This window comes from [Clostridium] ultunense DSM 10521 (assembly GCF_000511955.1).
GTDB lineage: Bacteria > Bacillota > Clostridia > Tissierellales > Tepidimicrobiaceae > Schnuerera > Schnuerera ultunensis.
Genome location: NZ_AZSU01000006.1, coordinates 95,191 through 112,798, shown reverse-complemented (window position 1 = coordinate 112,798; position 17,608 = coordinate 95,191). Strand labels below are relative to the sequence as shown.

Annotated in this window: 16 protein-coding genes and 1 pseudogene; 4 read left to right on the top strand and 13 right to left on the bottom strand. The window is 29.6% G+C overall.

Annotated features, from left to right (window positions below; all coding sequences use genetic code 11):
• Positions 1-372 (top strand): annotated as a pseudogene (locus CUL_RS0113635) (transposase); the annotation flags it as partial.
• A 311-nt stretch (positions 373-683) separates the two neighbouring features.
• On the opposite strand, the gene CUL_RS0113630 reads toward CUL_RS0113635, so the two are convergent.
• The 3 genes from CUL_RS0113630 to CUL_RS0113620 all read right to left on the bottom strand — a co-directional run bounded on the left by CUL_RS0113630 (position 684) and on the right by CUL_RS0113620 (position 4,271).
• Entirely contained in the window at positions 684-2,564 is a 1,881-nt protein-coding gene (locus tag CUL_RS0113630; protein WP_025642231.1) for an FtsX-like permease family protein, read from the bottom strand.
• Positions 2,551-3,315, bottom strand: coding sequence for an ABC transporter ATP-binding protein (locus tag CUL_RS0113625; RefSeq protein WP_025642229.1), 765 nt, complete (start codon positions 3,313-3,315; stop codon positions 2,551-2,553). Before CUL_RS0113625 ends, CUL_RS0113630 begins: the two co-directional genes overlap by 14 nt.
• Before the next feature lie 95 nt (positions 3,316-3,410).
• Positions 3,411-4,271: a sensor histidine kinase gene (locus CUL_RS0113620; protein ID WP_236616480.1), complete on the bottom strand. Its 861-nt coding sequence runs from the start codon at positions 4,269-4,271 to the stop codon at positions 3,411-3,413.
• A 196-nt stretch (positions 4,272-4,467) separates the two neighbouring features.
• Between CUL_RS0113620 and CUL_RS0113615 the strand changes: the two genes are divergently transcribed.
• From CUL_RS0113615 to CUL_RS0113605, 3 genes are read left to right on the top strand one after another with little or no spacing between them, the layout of a single operon-like run.
• Complete coding sequence (locus tag CUL_RS0113615) at positions 4,468-5,331, top strand: TraX family protein (RefSeq protein ID WP_025642226.1); 864 nt, start codon at positions 4,468-4,470, stop codon at positions 5,329-5,331.
• Between the two features lie 13 nt (positions 5,332-5,344).
• Positions 5,345-6,031, top strand: coding sequence for a response regulator transcription factor (locus CUL_RS0113610; protein WP_025642225.1), 687 nt, complete (start codon positions 5,345-5,347; stop codon positions 6,029-6,031).
• Positions 6,028-7,446, top strand: a complete 1,419-nt coding sequence (locus tag CUL_RS0113605) for a sensor histidine kinase (RefSeq protein WP_025642224.1) — start codon at positions 6,028-6,030, stop codon at positions 7,444-7,446. The genes CUL_RS0113610 and CUL_RS0113605 overlap by 4 nt, the downstream gene beginning before the upstream one ends.
• Before the next feature lie 94 nt (positions 7,447-7,540).
• Here CUL_RS0113605 and CUL_RS0113600 read toward each other — a convergent pair whose 3' ends face one another.
• The 10 genes from CUL_RS0113600 to CUL_RS17460 all read right to left on the bottom strand — a co-directional run.
• Positions 7,541-8,740, bottom strand: coding sequence for an FprA family A-type flavoprotein (locus CUL_RS0113600; RefSeq protein ID WP_025642223.1), 1,200 nt, complete (start codon positions 8,738-8,740; stop codon positions 7,541-7,543).
• A 327-nt stretch (positions 8,741-9,067) separates the two neighbouring features.
• Complete coding sequence (locus CUL_RS0113595; RefSeq protein ID WP_025642222.1) at positions 9,068-10,078, bottom strand: D-alanine--D-alanine ligase family protein; 1,011 nt, start codon at positions 10,076-10,078, stop codon at positions 9,068-9,070.
• Between the two features lie 397 nt (positions 10,079-10,475).
• Positions 10,476-10,883, bottom strand: a complete 408-nt coding sequence (locus tag CUL_RS0113590) for a DUF2000 domain-containing protein (RefSeq protein WP_025642221.1) — start codon at positions 10,881-10,883, stop codon at positions 10,476-10,478.
• A gap of 64 nt (positions 10,884-10,947) precedes the next feature.
• Positions 10,948-11,739 (bottom strand): helix-turn-helix domain-containing protein, encoded by a 792-nt coding sequence (locus CUL_RS18105; RefSeq protein WP_005582869.1) that lies wholly within the window; start codon positions 11,737-11,739, stop codon positions 10,948-10,950.
• Positions 11,740-11,770: 31 nt separating this feature from the next.
• The gene (locus CUL_RS0113580; RefSeq protein ID WP_005582870.1) at positions 11,771-13,405 is read right to left on the bottom strand and encodes a hypothetical protein; all 1,635 of its coding nucleotides are present in this window, start codon (positions 13,403-13,405) and stop codon (positions 11,771-11,773) included.
• Positions 13,392-14,207, bottom strand: a complete 816-nt coding sequence (locus tag CUL_RS0113575; protein ID WP_236616479.1) for an ABC transporter ATP-binding protein — start codon at positions 14,205-14,207, stop codon at positions 13,392-13,394. The genes CUL_RS0113580 and CUL_RS0113575 overlap by 14 nt, the downstream gene beginning before the upstream one ends.
• A gap of 115 nt (positions 14,208-14,322) precedes the next feature.
• Positions 14,323-15,531 (bottom strand): hypothetical protein, encoded by a 1,209-nt coding sequence (locus tag CUL_RS0113570; RefSeq protein ID WP_005582874.1) that lies wholly within the window; start codon positions 15,529-15,531, stop codon positions 14,323-14,325.
• A gap of 133 nt (positions 15,532-15,664) precedes the next feature.
• Entirely contained in the window at positions 15,665-16,351 is a 687-nt protein-coding gene (locus tag CUL_RS0113565; RefSeq protein ID WP_005582875.1) for a phosphoribosylaminoimidazolesuccinocarboxamide synthase, read from the bottom strand.
• Positions 16,352-16,383: 32 nt separating this feature from the next.
• Positions 16,384-17,058, bottom strand: coding sequence for a YczE/YyaS/YitT family protein (locus CUL_RS0113560; protein WP_005582876.1), 675 nt, complete (start codon positions 17,056-17,058; stop codon positions 16,384-16,386).
• 154 nt (positions 17,059-17,212) lie between these two features.
• A partial coding sequence (locus CUL_RS17460) for an integrase core domain-containing protein (RefSeq protein ID WP_035143284.1) occupies positions 17,213-17,608 on the bottom strand: 396 nt, incomplete at its 5' end.

Below are 17,608 nucleotides of genomic sequence, written 5' to 3'. Positions count from 1 at the left end.
TGCCCTAAAATGAAATGGACTAAATGTGATGACGGTAAATATCGAAGACGTCATTTTTGTGACAATCCCTGTACTTCATCACCTTGTGGAAGAATGATCTACGTTTATCCTGAAAAGGATCTTCGTGCTTATCCAGGGACTCTTCGTGATACAGAAGAATGGGATAAAGTTTATAAAATCCGTTCAGTAGTAGAGCAGTCCATAAATCATTTTAAAGAAAGTTTCTGTATTGCTGGACGTAAAACCCAAAATGAGAAAACCATTCATGCCGATTTACTACTAGCAGGCATCACACAATTAATTACTGTTGTCCTTGCTGATAAAATACATAAGCACGAGTACATCAGAAGTTTAAAACCATTAATTGCTTAGGTATTTATTTTAGATATTCATTTTTCTAGAAATTTGATACCTTTATTTTGTGTACCCTTTTTTAAGAACAACTTTTAGTTCTCGCTAAACTTTCACTTGGATTCCACTTTCCATTCTTGAAACTCTTTTTTTGAAGGATCTATATTCCTATTATTCAGTTTTTAGAAAGAGTTTCGCAATTACTTAGTTAATACGAAAAACTTTCATTTTCATTACATATTATTTTAATTGTAGCGGAAAAAAAGTTCTTTTTGTTTAAATATTAAACAAAAAGAACTTAATTTTTAAAAATCTGTATTAGAATTACTTTTTTATGCTACTCCCACAGTATCTATAAATTTCCTCCTAGTGAATACATAAAATATGCCGTATATCAACACAAATGTGCCTATGCTTATAATTGTCGGTTTGTTTAAACTACATTTCATAATATCACTTAGTACCAAGATGGCAACCATACTATGGATTATACCAACTATTAGCGGTAATATGAAAAATATACCTATCTGTTTCGAAAGGGATTGGTATATTTCCAAATCAGTAGTTCCTAGTTTCTTAAGTATTCCATATTTGCCTTTATCCTCAAAGGATTGACTCAATGTTTTAAAATAGATTATACTTCCCGTTGCAAATACAAACACTAGAAATAGGAAAGCCCCTAGGAAATAAACAATTCCTGTAAAATCATAAAATCTTGCACCAGCTATGAAATAAGTATATAGTCCCGATTCCGCTGGTAATACTTCTGCCAGTTCAAAGGTTAAATCCTTTGTATCCTCTGGTTTATCTAATATAATTCCATTGAACTGTTTTTCACTAAAATGTGATTTTAATACTTCATATTCATCATCCTTTACAACTATGCAGGGAAAAGGCACACCTTTCCCAAAAATGGGAACCTTAGTATTGACTCTTATATTATATTTCTGATTTCCTATATGAATATCATTTTTTTCCAAAATACTCATCATCACTCCTGGTCTTTCTATATAACCTGCTTCATTTTTTGATAATTTAAATTTGGATATTACTTTTTCTCTATTTTCAATTTTTAAATCTTTTAATATATCTTTGAACGTAGATAAATTAACCACTACAACTTCAGAGTCAGGGACATATAAAAAATTAGCATTATTTTTTAGTTCTACATTGTGGCTTGAATTTTCGATTACTTTATCTACTTTTTTTATTTCTTCTTCATTACTTGAAATATAAGTAACAGTATAGGGAACTTCTATCCTATGATTTTCATCTACATAATATTTAAGAGAACTCACTGTGCCAAAGGAAGTTATACAAGTTGTTATCAATACTGCTACTGCTGCAAGAGTCCTATAATTGTTCTTAATTCTAAATCCTATATTTGAAATGCTTATAATATTTGTACCTTTGTATAGGAAGCCTTTTTTATTTATATAATATCTTATAACCATGGAGAAAAAAGACCCAAATAACCAATAAGTACCCCATATGATGAGAAGCACTGTAACCATAAGGGCAGTACCAAATCCAAATTTTTCATAGTTAATTGCAATATAATAGGCTACTCCTATAATTACTATTGATACTATTCCTTTAAAATAATTGATTTTAGGACATTCTTCTTCTTTTTTTAATGAATTCATTAGATCTATTAAATTGGTCTTAATAATATCTAGATATCTTTTTAAAAATGTAACACCTAAAATAATTGAATAAAGAATTATTGTTTCAATAATAGCTTTTTTTGATATGAAAAAGTTAATCCTTATATTTAAAAGAGCTACTTTTAAAAGAGCTACTTTTGCAAGCATCATCATAAATAATTTGCTAAATAAAATTCCAGCACCTAGTCCAAAGATTACTGACATTATCCCCAACAATAATCCTTCTGAAGCAAATATAAAGGCTATTTTATAATTGTCAATTCCCATGAAAGCATATACGCCTATCTCCCTTTTCCTTTGGTTCAAAAAAAAGTTACTAGAATATACTATGAAAAATATGAGAAATATTATCATGAGCATAGATGCAGCCATAGATGAACTTTCTATATAAGCTGATACTTCTTTAGCCTCCAAAAATTGAGGATTGTATCTCATTGATACAAAATTATAATAAGTAGCTACAGAAAAAATCATTGCTGCAAGATATAAGCCATAAGTTCTTATATTTCTTTTAAAGTTAATAATGGCTATCTTAAAAGAATTCATCTACTCCACCTCCCATAGAACCAAGAAAATCAATGATCCGATTGAAGAACTCTTTCCTAGATGAATCCTTATCTATTCTACCATGGATTTTTCCATCTTTTAAAAATAGAATTCTTTTACAGTAACTAGCTGCAAATGCATCATGAGTTACCAAGATTATAGTTGTATTGAATTGTTCATTCATTTGGGATAAACATTGTAACAATTCCTGGGAAGATTTCGAATCAAGTGCTCCAGTAGGTTCATCTGCAAAGACTATAGAAGGAGAAGTAATAAGGGCTCTAGCTGCTGCTACTCTTTGCTTCTGCCCTCCCGATAGTTGGTAGGAATATTTTTTTAATTGGTCTTTTAGCCCGAAAAACTTACTTAGCTTTTCTATTTTTTCTTTTATCTCTTTTGGGTTTGCCTTTGAAAGAGCTAAAGGTAAGGCCATGTTATCTTCAACTGACATGCTGTCCAACAGATTAAAATCTTGAAATATAAATCCTATATTATCTCTTCTAAATATTGAAAGATCCCTATTTTTCATATTTAATATATTTTTACCTTCATAATATATTTCTCCAGAAGAAGGTCTATCGATGGTGGATAAAATATTTAAAAGGGTAGTCTTTCCAGCTCCTGATGGTCCCATTACTCCTAAAAAGTCTCCTTTATATACTTGTAAGTCAATATCTTCTATAGCTGTAAAGATTAAACCCTTTCCACCATATTCTTTCTTTAATTTTTGTGTTTCAAGTACTATTTCCATATTGCCCCCTCCAATTTCTACTTAATACTTAACTATATTTTAGTATGTTAATTATCTGGATTCCATCGCTTGTGGTGACAATATGAAGATAAACATTACATTTCTGTCACATTCAAATAATCGGATATTTTATAAAAAATTATTCTAAACTCCGTATATTTTGATACTTCAGAAGTTACCTGAATATTTATGTTCAGCTTATCTGCAACCTTTTTGCAAATATACAGGCCCATTCCAGTAGATTTTTTTGTCCTTCTTCCATTATCTCCCGTAAATCCTCTATCAAAGATTCTATCTATATCTTTAGTAGAAATACCTATACCGTTGTCCCTAATACAAAGTATTATACTCTCATCAGTTTCTTTTGCAAAAATTTCAATTTTGCCACGAATATCTACATATTTGCAAGCATTATTAATTATCTGTTCTAATATATAATAGGTCCATTTACTGTCGGTAAATATATTGAAATCCAAATCTCCAACTTCTACTTCTATCTTTTTAGACAAAAAGGAATTAATATTATTCTTAATTACACTTCTAACTGATGCTCCTAAATTGACCTCCTCAACTATAAAGTCTCGAGAATAACTGGAGGCTCTACTAGTATATAATACCTGATTTATAAGAAAGTTTATCCTTTCTAATTCCTGTCTTAATTCCTTAGATGTATCATATAGTCCTTCCTCCTCTATCCTATCAGCCATAAGTTCACACACGGACAAAGGTATTTTTATTTCATGAACCCATTTGGTTATATAGTCATTTATTTCCTCTAGATCTCTTTTCAAATCTTTTACTTCCTCAAATTTTTCTTTGTTTTTGAAATCAATTATTTTCCTTATTAATAATTGTTCCAGCTTCTCTCCATTTGGAATATAACCTTCTATACTATTCCCATTATCCAATGCGTTTTTCAAATCCCTATATGTATGCTTCCACTTTATGAAACCCATTACCAAAAATCCAATAAAAATAGATTGTTTTATTTCCATAATTATTGCATATATACCTAATATTTCGATAATATTATATCATAATTTGATAACTTAAAAGTCAAATCTAAATTCCTTTAATTTCCTTATATAAACTTTATAAATTCTTTATAATCAAATGCTAAATTATATATAGAATTTAAAAGGAGGAATAAAAATGGCTTTAGAAAGCAATAAAAAAGGATTTAAAGGGCTTACAGGGTTTGATATTAAATTTTTGGCTTTAGTGTTTATGTTGTTGGACCATATTCATTATTTCTTTCAATTTACAGGAAAAGTTCCCGTTTTGTTTTCATGGATTGGTAGACTAGCTGGGGGTCTGTTTTTGTTTACCATGGTGGAAGGCTATACTCATACCTCTAACAAAAAAAAGTATTTTTCAAGGATTTACCTTATGTCTGTTTTTATGGCAATTATAAAATCACTAATGGTGATTTTCCATGCCCTTCAAAGGGGAGATGGATTTTATGCTGAAAATAGTATATTTTCTACTTTTGTAATTTTAATTATAATATTTAAGGGAATAGATTATATTAAGGGAAAAAAATTTTTAAAAGGAATAGGATTAGTATTATCTCCATTTATAATAAATTATGCTATAATTTTTATTTTTCAATTGTTAGTTGTTCCGTTTTTTTCTATGGATATGGCTAATAATATTTATTTGATAGTGACCAGCTTTATTCCATCACCTTTTATGGTTGAAGGGGGACTGTTTCTAATTATAACTGGTATTCTATTATATGTATTTCGTGAAAATAGAGAACTACAATTCATATCCTATGGAATATTTACATTAGCATGGATGATTGGCATTCCTCTTATCTTTATCAGGCCTATTAGCTTAAAACTTATGTTTACTAATTATTATGAATGGATGAGTGTATTTGCCCTAATATTTATGTTTTTGTATAATGGTGAAAAGGGTAAGTCTATGAAGAAATTATTTTATATATTCTATCCAGCCCATGTTTATATATTATACGGATTATCTATTTTACTTTATAATTTAATATTTTGATAGGAGGACTACTATGGAGACTATCCTTATTATAGATGATGAAAAGGATTTGGTTATGATTATTAAAGATACACTTGAAATCAACGGTTATAATGTACTAACCGCTTATAATGGATTTGATGGTATTGAATTGTCAAGAAAGAAACCAGATCTGATTATTTTAGATATTATGATGCCTGATATAGACGGTTTTAATGTCTGTCATCTTATAAGAGATAATATAGATTGTCCCATAATATTTTTATCAGCAAAGGAAAGTGAACAAGATAAGATTAAGGGACTTGCTATTGGTGGTGATGACTATATAACCAAGCCCTTTAGCTTAAATGAATTAGTCTCCAGAGTTAAAGCCCATTTAAGGCGAGAAAAAAGAAAAATGCAAAAAGAAGACATCTATATTCTAAATTTTTATAATCTAGTTATTGATCTTAAGGGTTTAAATGTAAAAGTAAGGGGCCACGATATAAGTCTGACTAAAAAGGAGTTTGAAATAGTAGAGCTATTAGCCTTGAACCCAGGACAAGTCTTTTCAAAAGACCAAATATATGAAAAGATTTGGGGATATGATGGGTTGGGGGATACTTCTACTGTTACGGAGCATATTAAAAATATTAGAGCAAAGATAAATTCCTTTGACAAAGAAAATAAATATATTGAAACCGTTTGGGGATTAGGCTATAAATGGAGGCCTAAATTATGAAATATAAAAGTTTTAGAAGACAATTCATTATAACCTTTATTAAAATACTAGTTCTAAGTTTGATGTTTTCTTTACTTTCTTTTATCATATGGTTTGCAACTTTTGACCATATTAGCTATCCAGCTAACCACTATGAAAATCTAATAGTAGATATTGTTGAAGAAATAGGAAAAGGTCATGATGGAATTATAGATAAAAATTATAAAAACAAAATGGAGAAAATGCTACCTAATGAAGGAATCCTCTATCAAGTATTAGATAAAGATGGAAATATCCTATACGGAACCTTTAATACAAAGATAATAAAGGATAAAAAAGAACTAGCCACTAGTTTAAATTCTACTAAATCTATTGGTGGAAATTCTTTTGCTAGAATTGATCCCATATTAGATACAAAGGGCAGTATAAAGGGTGCTGTTATATTTAACTATAGATTGGCACCTACTCAAAAAACCCATAACACTGCGTTGTTTTTATTATCTAATTCAATAATATTTTTTCCCTTTATATTTATAATTGTATTTACCTTTATATATGCTAAAAAATTAAGCAAAGAAATAAATACAGCAGTAAATATATTATTAGATGCATCAGAAAAAATTAAAAGTAAAAACTTAGACTTTAATATAGAGTACAGTGAAAACAATGAGTTCACAAAACTCTGCAACGCTTTTGAAGAAATGAGAATAAATCTTAAAAACTCCCTTATTAAACAATGGGAATTAGAGCAAAATAGAAGAGAAAACATAGCCAATATTGCTCATGACCTAAAAACTCCCCTCACTATCATTAGCACTTATTCTGAGGCATTAATGGATGATAATATTAAACAAAATAAATTTAAAGACTATGTAGAGGTAATCAAAAGAAACAATGAAAGGGCTTTAATTTTATTAGATGATATGAATAAAATATCCAATATTGAAAGCCCGAATTTTATTTTAGAACCTATAGATGTGAATATAGTTGAATTTTTAAATGTGAAGGAAAAAGATTATAGGCTACTGTGCCAAGAAAAAGGAATTAATTTTAAAATAGACATTATAGATTCTAGAGAAAATAATTTTATAGATAAATTTGATATTAAATCTATTGAACAAGTACTAGATAATTGTATATCCAATAGTATTAGGTATACGGAAAAAAACGGGTGTATTGAATTAGTTGTTCTATGTAAAGACGAAAAAATAGAATTTTCCATTATAGATACAGGAAAAGGCTTTACTAAAGAAGATTTGAAAAATATATTTAATAAATTTTATAAAGGAGACAAATCCCGTTCCTTTGAAACAGGTAATTCTGGATTAGGTATGTATATTGCAAAAACTATTGTTGAAAAACATGGAGGAAATATTTATGCAGAAAACAATAGTCCAAAGGGAGCTATTATTAAATTCAGTATAAAACCCTTCTAGTTTTGAAAATTATCATTATAAGTCATTATAAGGATAATACTAAAAGACTGATTTACTAAAGAAATTGTAAATCAGTCTTTTCTCCATTTAATATTTATTTCATTGATTCTATGATGGTATTAGCAAGGGCATCCATTTCATCAATGTTTTCTTTTTTCATAGATGATTTTATCAGTATATCGTTTTCTAAAACATTCATTTCCTTCATTTCACCTAGAAGTTCACGTATTAATTTCCCAGCCCTAGGTGCCCAGGTTCCATTTTCAATTATGCCAACTGTACGTTTTTGTAAATTTAATGCTTTCATATCTAATAAGAAATTTTGTACTGGTGTATAGATATTTAAATTGTAGGTCGCAGAAGCCAAAACTATATGACTATATTTAAATGCGTCAGAGATTAAATAGGACACATGGGTTTTTGAAGCATCGTACATAACCACATTAGTCATACCCTTTTCTACTAATCTTCTAGCTAAATTTTCAGCAGCTGCCTCTGTATTCCCATACATTGATCCATAAACTATCATTACACCTTTTTCTTCAGGCTCATAACTACTCCATTTATTATATTTATCGATAAAATAGTCCAGATTTGTACGCCATACTGGCCCATGAAGTGGACATATATATTTAATATCTAAATCCTTAGCCTTTTTCAACAAAGCTTGAACCTGGGGGCCATACTTTCCTACTATATTAGTATAATATCTTCGAGCTGGCACCAAGAATTCCCTATCAAAATCCATTTCATCGTTAAAAAGCTTCCCATCTAAGGAGCCAAAAGTTCCAAAGGCATCAGCAGAAAACAGTACTCCATTGGTAGTATCAAAGGTTGCCATAGTCTCTGGCCAATGTACCATGGGGGCAGATATAAATAAGAATTCATGATCCCCAAAGGCCATAGAATCTCCATCCTTTATTTCTATGGCATTTTCACCTACTTCAAAACCAAATTGTTTCATAAAATCAAAGGTCTTTTTATTTCCTATGATTTTTACATCTGGATAGCGAAGTACCACTTCTCCTATACACCCTGCATGATCTGGTTCCATATGATTTATTATCATATAATCTAAAGGTCTATCTCCTAAAACATATTTTATATTCTCTATGAACTCGTTACATATTGACCAATCTACTGTATCTAAAAGCACAGTTTTTTCGTCTAAAAGCAAATATGAATTGTAGGAAATACCTTCAGGAATAGGATGAATATTTTCAAAAAGGGCAAGCCGACGATCGTTTCCACCTACCCAATATAGATCCTTAGTTACCTCTCGAACATTATACATTGGCAAATCCCCCCATTTTTTATTTATTATTTATTAATTATATATAACTAATTAGTTATATACCCATCTTCCTTAGTATTTAGCAGGATTTCTTTTTACTTTTCAGTTAAATCTGGATATGTTTCGAATAGAACAAGATGATTATGCTGCAAAATATTTAACAATTATTTCTACCTATACTTTCCACAACTTGTGCTGGTATTATAAACACTAATTATATTATACATAATATGCATATAATGATAAAGTATAATTAACGATTCACTCCTTAATATAAAAAACTAAAAAAATATTCCAACAGTAGAATCTAAACTACTGTTGGAATTATTAGGAGGTCAATTTTCTGGTATCCTTATCTCTTAAACCATATCTTTCTATTGCACTTTCTAAAATATTACCTATAAACTCTGCTGCAGTCATTCCCGCAGCTTTTGCTGCATAACCCATATATCCATGGTGAACTTTTATCTTGCCGTCTTCACCTTTTTTGGAATCCATAGTAAGTCCTGCAAAAGTGTTTATCTCTAAAAAATAGGGTATACCATCTTTTCCGACTATCATATCAATCCTAGAGTAATCTTTTCCATTTAATACTCCATATATATTTAATGCTGCATCTTTAATACGTTTTTCCTCTTCCTTTGAAAAATTAGCTGGACAATGTATGATTTCGTTATCATACATTTTATGTTCAAAAGTATTGGTTTTAGCTGAATTGTATTCTATTTCCACAATAGGTAATACTAGTGGCTTTTCATATCCTATGACGCCAACGGTTATTTCTCTTCCTTCAATAAATTCTTCTATTAGCGCTTTTTGTCCAATATGTTCAGTAATCTTTCTAACTACCTTTGGTAATTCTTCATATTTATATATTATATTATCTTCATTAATACCTGCACTTCCTCTTCCATTAATAGGCTTCACAAAAAGAGGGTAGTTGAGGTTTATTTCTGGTATGTTATTTACATCATTCGCTACAACAAACTTAGGGGTATGAAGTTTATTATAAGCTACAATTTCTTTCCTTTGAGCCTTATTTAAAGGTACAAGATCGATTCCTGATCCTACATAAGGAATCCCAAAGGTCTCTAGAAATGCAATTTCCTTTAAACTAGATGCATTAAATATGATATCGATGTTTTCTTTATTAATATTTTCAAGCGTTTCTCTAGGGTCCTTTTTCCATTCTAAAAGACAAGCATCATAACCAGCAGACTTTAAAGCAAAATAATGATGATAGGCCTCCTCATAAGCATCGTCATAAACTTTATCAGGTGTAAGTCTCATTTGTTGTTCTACATTCCTAAACTTCCTCCAAAATACACCCACCTTCATTTTATATCCTCTCCTTATATATTAAAAAATTTAACACAATGATATATACCTTTTACTAAAGGTATATGGAAACAAATATTAAGTTGCAATAATAACCTTAATACATTATTCAGCTAATATGAATCTTTAAAATAAAAGTAAATATAGATTTGAAAAAGAATAAAGCCAGATAGAATTCTCTTAAAAGATCCCATGATATGAATTAATTTAGATGACCATACCATATAAAGTATATCAAATTGGAAATCTATTGTAAAGATTTGTAACATCATTTATAACAATTTAAATTGTTTAAAAATAAAAACGCTTAGGAACTTACTTTTAAAAAGAAGTTACTTCCTAAGCACTTTTGCTTAATCTAAGAGCTAAAGGTTGCAATTATTAAAGTTTATAGAAATCATCTTAACATTCTTAGATTGCCAGTCAACTTATTTATCTTCTTCCTGGGTCCATAAAGACATAGTCCTAAGTAATTAATCTGTTCTTTATTCGTCGATGATAATTTCAATTCATAGTCATTATAATTTAAAGATTTTTGAGCTACATCATTAAAAGCAATAACTTTAATCTCTGAATCTTTCTCTTCTAGTAAATCATCATATCTAATCTTTATCTCCTCTTTAGACAGGGTTAATATAGGAATTGGGACGTTTGTAATTCCTTCATGTATTCTATCATCCTTATCCAATATTTTTTTCCCTACTAGCCCTTCTATTTCACTGGCAAGGCTAATACCTAAGACTGCAGTTGTATTTGCAATTATACCTCTGGGTAAATTCCCATCAACAATCATTACACATTTCACATGAATACCTCCTTTATTGAAAAATTATAAAGGTATTCTCTATTTCTTTATTGTATAATATTGACTATTGATTCTTTAAAGCCTTGCGATACTGAAGGGGTGTTATCCCATAGGCCTTTTTAAACTCTTTAGTAAAATGAGCTTGATCATAAAACCCTGACTTTAATGCAATATCAACAATATCATCACTATCTTTTAATAGGTGTTTGCCATAATTAATTTTAAGCTGTAATTGGTAAGCACTGGGCGTTGTATTGAATTTATTTTTAAAATTTCTGATTAAAACAAATTTATTGACTTCAAATCTATCCTCTATATCCTTCAACCGAATTTCCTCAAGAAAATGGTCCTCAATATATCTCTTTATTGAATTTATCTTTTTATCACTTTGATATTGTATATCTATATGGCATGTATTAAACAATTGGATAAGAGTATTAATTAATTTAACTTCCCTATTATATATATTGGTATGATTTTCCAAATAATTTAACAATTGTTTAACTCGGTTAAGTTCAAAATCATTTAACTTCTTTATTCTAATGGAGCTTTTCTTATCAATACTATTAATAATCTGTTTATAAAGTTTATCTCCTATATAAACCATAGTAAACTTCCAGTCATTAATATCTACTGGCTGACATCTATGGCTAACATATGGAAATATAATTACAGCTTCACCAGCTTCAATATAGTAATCTTTTCCCCTAACATTTAGAATAGTTGAACCTTTTTCTATATATGCAAATGATAATTCTTCATGAACATGTTCTCTATATGAATGCAAAACATTAGAGCAAGTTTTTATTTCAAACCTATTAAATATTTCTGGCCTATAATATTTTATCCCTTTCATAGATTTCACCCTATACTACTAATGATAAGTTTTACCCTTCCAAATTGACATTAAATCCTTTTTTCCAGGCAAATATATTGAATATGATTAATATTATCATATATACTAACACACCATATTTAAACGTAGTGGCAATATAATGAACTCCTGCTAGCACCCCTAATATTAAAACAAAAAATATGGCAATTATGCCTTCTCCTTTGTTAGCCTCTGCAAAGGGTTCTGAAAAAGGTAGTCTTTTAGTTGCTAAGTTGAAACAGATTATAACAAATAACAATAGTGTTAGAAATAAAATTATCAAATCTATAAATATTTTGCCTTTGAAAATAATCATATAGATTATGCTAATAAAGATATATGAAGGAAGTATTAAGTTAATAAAAGAGGCTTTTATTGTCCCTTTAAATATTGCTTTAGTCCCATTTAAGGGGGCAGTTTTGTAAACCCAAGCTCCTTTATAATTACCTGAAAACCCTATTGTATTTATAATATTTGGGACTATTAAACCTATAAAATATATACTAAAGTACGCCTTACTATATATTATTCTATCTAGCCCTAGTTCTTTTAAACCCGTTAACAAAATTATAAAAGGAAATATTAATGAAAACCCTAGAGAAGGGTATACTCTTAATTTAAAATTCCTTTCCTTTTTTATCATATTCCTAGCAAATTTAAAGAAAGTTGCTTCTTCTTTAGTACTGCATACAATTTTTGATAGTAACCTATTAAATCCATTGCCCTTGGATTTAGAACTACCACTATTGTCATTCAATTTTTGTAAATTATATTCAAAGGTAGGTGTAAATTTATTGTAAATAACCATTGATATTATTGGAATTATAATGGATAGAGCTGAAAATATAATTACATGAAAATCCTGATTACCTTTCAATATTAATTCAAAGGGTCCACCAAACCAGATAGGCGGTATTATATAATGCCAAAATTTTAGAATATATTCTACATTCAAAAGATCATTGATATTAAACAATCTACCTACTAATTGATAACCTATAGTTATAACTATAGTCAATGCTATCTGAAAATAGTTGATAATATCTTTTAACTTTTCACCATCAAAAAATTTCAGTATTAGCAGATATAATAATGCAGTGATTACTACTATGAAAAGGTCCATTAAAAAAATTTCAATAAAAAATATTACAAAGAATAAAAAGCCTTGTCTAATCAATCCAGCCATAAGGCTTGGTCCTGTAAATGCAATTGTTATATAGAACATATAAATCATTATATGGATGGTCTTAGCTACACTTAAAGTTTTCCCATCTATAGGTTTTGAAAGGATTATATCTTTATCTTTCAGATCCAATAGGACTGATGAAAAATCCGATATTAATGTAATTGTCATCATGAACATAACGATTCCAAAAACTAAACTCATTTGGAATAGATAATTTTCGCCAGCTATAACTAGGGGAATAAGTATGATTCCCAATAATATATAAAACCATAAGGATTTGAAAAGACTATTCTCTTCCTCTTTTTTCTTTTTGGAAGAATTTATCATAGCAGTTGGAGTCCTTCTTCCATCTAAAGTAAGCTTTACCTGTAAAATTCTTCTCATAATAGGGTAGTCTATCCCAAATCTTTCGAAAATCCCTTCAAATTTATCTAAAAATTTTAATATACTAAACTCCTTCATAATAATCTACCCCTTGAACTATGGAAACAAATTCTTTTGCAATTTTTTCATGTTCCTTAAAGCCAGTAAGCTCATTAAATATTCCTTCCAAAGAACCTTCCATAGATTTCTCCCTTAATTCTTCAAAACTTCCATCTGCAACTATCCGTCCTTCATTAATCAATACAATTCTACTACTTATCTTCTCAACTACTTCCATTATATGGGATGAATAGAATATGGTTTTACCTTGGGATTTTAATTCTGCTAGTATTTCCTTGAATACCATAACACTGTTAGCGTCTATGCCGCTTAAAGGCTCATCGAAAAATAAGATATCTGGATTATTTAGTAAGCTGGAGATTATCAATAGTTTTTGTCTCATTCCCTTTGAATATGAGGATATTCTAAAATCATATACTTGTTTCAACCCAAATAATTCTGTAAGCTTTTTAGCTTTTTCATCTGCTTCATCATATTCCATACCATATAATTCACCTATAAAGGTTAAATATTCTCTTCCCGTTAAATTATCATAAACTTCTGCAGTTTCTGGAACATAACCTATTTTTCTTTTATACTCTACATTGCCACTAGATATGTTTTCTCCAAAAATCTCTATCTCTCCAGTATACTCTCCCATTAATCCTAACACTATTTTTACCGTTGTACTCTTTCCAGCACCATTTTGCCCTATATATCCTATAATTTGCCCCGGATATATGTCCAAATCTATTCCTTTTAATACTCTTTTACTGCCAAAGTTCTTTTCTAAATTTCTTATAGTTATTATTGGTCTCCCGCATAATTCCAAGTTTTTCACCCCTTTAGTTAAATTTTATTCAATTTTATCATAAAAGACATAATAAATAAATGGTGTAACTTTTGGATATTCAAAAGTTACACCATTGCAATTAATTGCTTGTTATAAAATCTCTTTATTTTACCGGTGGTTCTACTGCTGATTCTTCCATTTCAATTGGCTGATCCATTTCATAACTTTGCATCATTTCACTAAAATCTATAGAATTATTTTTGTTCACTTCAGGGATATAAACCCTTATATCTTTATTAATATTGGAAACTTTTGTTTCAAATTTAATTCCTAGATTTAACACACCCCTCACTGGAGGTAAATCTTCTTTTACAGCTTTTGTTATAGCTTCTAAATCAATTCTCAAATCAATATCACCAGCTTCATGGACAATATATCCATCATCATTAACACCGTATTCTATAACGATACCCTTATCTCCTATAATTTTTACATCTTTGTAAGTATCCATAAATTCATTAAATTGTTTTTTAAGCTCTGGAAGTTCTTTTTCTAAATTATCTAATTCCATATTAATTTCCTCTTGTGAAGGTTGTTCTTCTCCCTCTGGAATTTCCACCATACCTACTACTGCGTTCATATACTCTTTTATAAATTCTATTGCATCCCTATTATCTAAAGTATAATTTACTGTGTACTTTACAAAATCCTTGAAGGATTCATCATTTAATTTCAATTCATAAATGGATAATGTCTCTCCATTAACAGTTTCTTTCCCTCTATACTTTACTACTTCTACCTCTGGTTTGAAATCTTTCTGGTAATCTTTGAAGAAATTTGCAATCTTAGGTTGCAAGTCTTTGCTAAATTTCATCAACTCATCATAATCAATTCCGGTTCCACTTGTACTCGTTATTTTTTCAAAATCATATACTAAATATTTTTTGTCTGCTGCTTCTGGAGACATTCCTGACATTAGCATCTGTGGCATTTCAATAATTTCTACTAATTTAGGCGTTTCTCCTGACATATCTGTATCAACCCATACTGACATAGGCATTTTCATACCGCCAAAGTTTAGATTCATATCCGCAAAGGCTTTAGCTGCTGTTTTCTCTTCATTTTGTTTCATTTTTTGTTTAATGCTAATTTCTGAGTTGTTTAATGTATTAACTAGCTGTTTTACTATCTGCTCATCTTCTGCTGAAAAGCCTTCCCCTTTTAAAGTGAAGTTAAGTACTGTATCACTCTCCATGGAAGTAATGTCTTGAGACTTATTAAAAGCCTTATAAAGGTCTAGCTCGTTATTAGTACATCCTGTAAAGACTATTGAAAGTACCAATACTATTACTACAATTGAAAATTTTTTCATTTAACTCCCTCCAATATTTTTCTATTATTTATAATATATAATATATATCGTGCATTAAATATATTATATAGTATGCACTTGAAATTGAAATCAGGCATATACTATCGTTTTGCTCTTGTTTTGTCAATATCTTTTAATCCGCCAGTATTAATCTTTCTAACTTTAATGGTTCTATATATTTTCCATCTTTATACGCCCTCATATTTCCACCAGAAATCTCATCAATTAAAGCAATTTCATTATTTTCTCCTACCCTACCAAATTCTAATTTAATATCGTAAAGTTCTATTCCTCTTTTAGCCAGCTCTTCTTTTATTATATTGCTAATCTTTATAGTAAGTTCTTTTAAAGTTCTATACTCTTCCCGGGACAGTATCCCTAGCATGTGTAAAGCATCCTCTGTAATAGGCGGATCCTTTCTTTCATCATCTTTAAGAGTAATCTCTACAAAAGCATCTAGAGGCTGACCTTCTTTAGCATACATTCCATAACGGCGTAAAAAACTTCCTACAGCTCTATAGCGACAGATTGCTTCTAATCCATTGCCAAATACTTTTGCTGGCTTTACAATCATTGTTGCTTCTTCAATATTTGCACCTATATAATGAGTAGGTATTCCTCTTTCCCTTAATATTTCAAAGAAGTATTTGGTTAGTTTGAGCCCTGACTTTCCTGCCCCTTCAATGGTTAGACCTACTGTATTAGCTCCTGGGTCGAATACCCCATCTTCTCCAGTTACATCATCCTTAAATTTTAAAAGGTAATTTCCATCTTCTAGTTCATAAACATCTTTTGTTTTTCCCTTATTTATAAGTTTCATAGATAACCATCTCCTCCAAAATTAAATTCATTTTATTCCTGTATCTTTGACTTTTTGTTTGCCAATTTGTCTTTAATAAACTTTATATCGTCATCTACAAATCTATGTTGAACCTGGCTAACATCGAATTTAGCAATTTTAAATGCAAATTGCATAAAATATCCACCTAAAATAGCCATAAGCAATGTTCCTATACCTACACTACCTCCTAATATATAACCAATGGTTACAGCAATAATTTCCTGTATATTTTTAATAAACCTTACTGATTTACTGGTCTTCTTTACAAGGGCAATCATAAGTCCATCCCTGGGACCTGACCCCCATCCAACGCTTAAGTACAAATAACAACCAAATCCCAAGACTAATAGTCCTAAAAGCATCATAATTAAACTTGGCAAAAATTTGTTGAATATGGGAATTAAATTGTTTAACATGAGGAAGTCGATAAATATTCCCACAAGCAACATATTAAATATAGTGCCCCAACCAACCTTTTCTCCAAATGTACTGCTTAAAACCACTATACTAATACCTGCTAAAATATGAGCTTTTCCTATTGTAATACCAGTTAAATTTGAAAGCCCTTGATGAAAAACATCCCAAGGAGCTAATCCTAGATTTGCATTTATAGTCATTACTATGCCTATGGCACATACAAAATAACCAAAAAATAATTTTATAAAAGCTAAGGCAATCTTTTTCATCTAAAAATCTCTGGAGAAGTCAAACATATGTGACACAGACCTCTGAAAAATTTTCTCTGAATAATGCTGTGGTTTTAAAAAATTACTAATAATTATTTTGTCAAGGAGGAAAGCGATAGCGATCCTTGATTAAATAATTATTGGTAATATCATCTTAAGCAGCATTTTTAGAGAAATACTCTCCAACTATTTCATTTGGAGTCTTATAATTTAGGATTTTTCTTGCTATATTATTGTATCTTTTACTATATCTTATAAATGACTTTTCCATCTGCTTGTAACTTTTAAATCTTCTTCTACTGTAAAATAATTCATTATCTATTCTATGACTTCGCTCTACTATGCCATTTTGCCATGGTGAATATGGGCGTGTGCGCTTGTGTTTTATATCTAGTTTTTCTAAATACTTTTCGAATCTGGTCTTTTTATTTGTAATATCCTGATCGTTAACAAATTCGATTCCATTGTCTGTTTGTACTAGTTTAACTTTAAATCCTAATTTGTCTTCTAGTCGTTTTAAAAAATTAGATGTACTATATGTGCTTAGTTC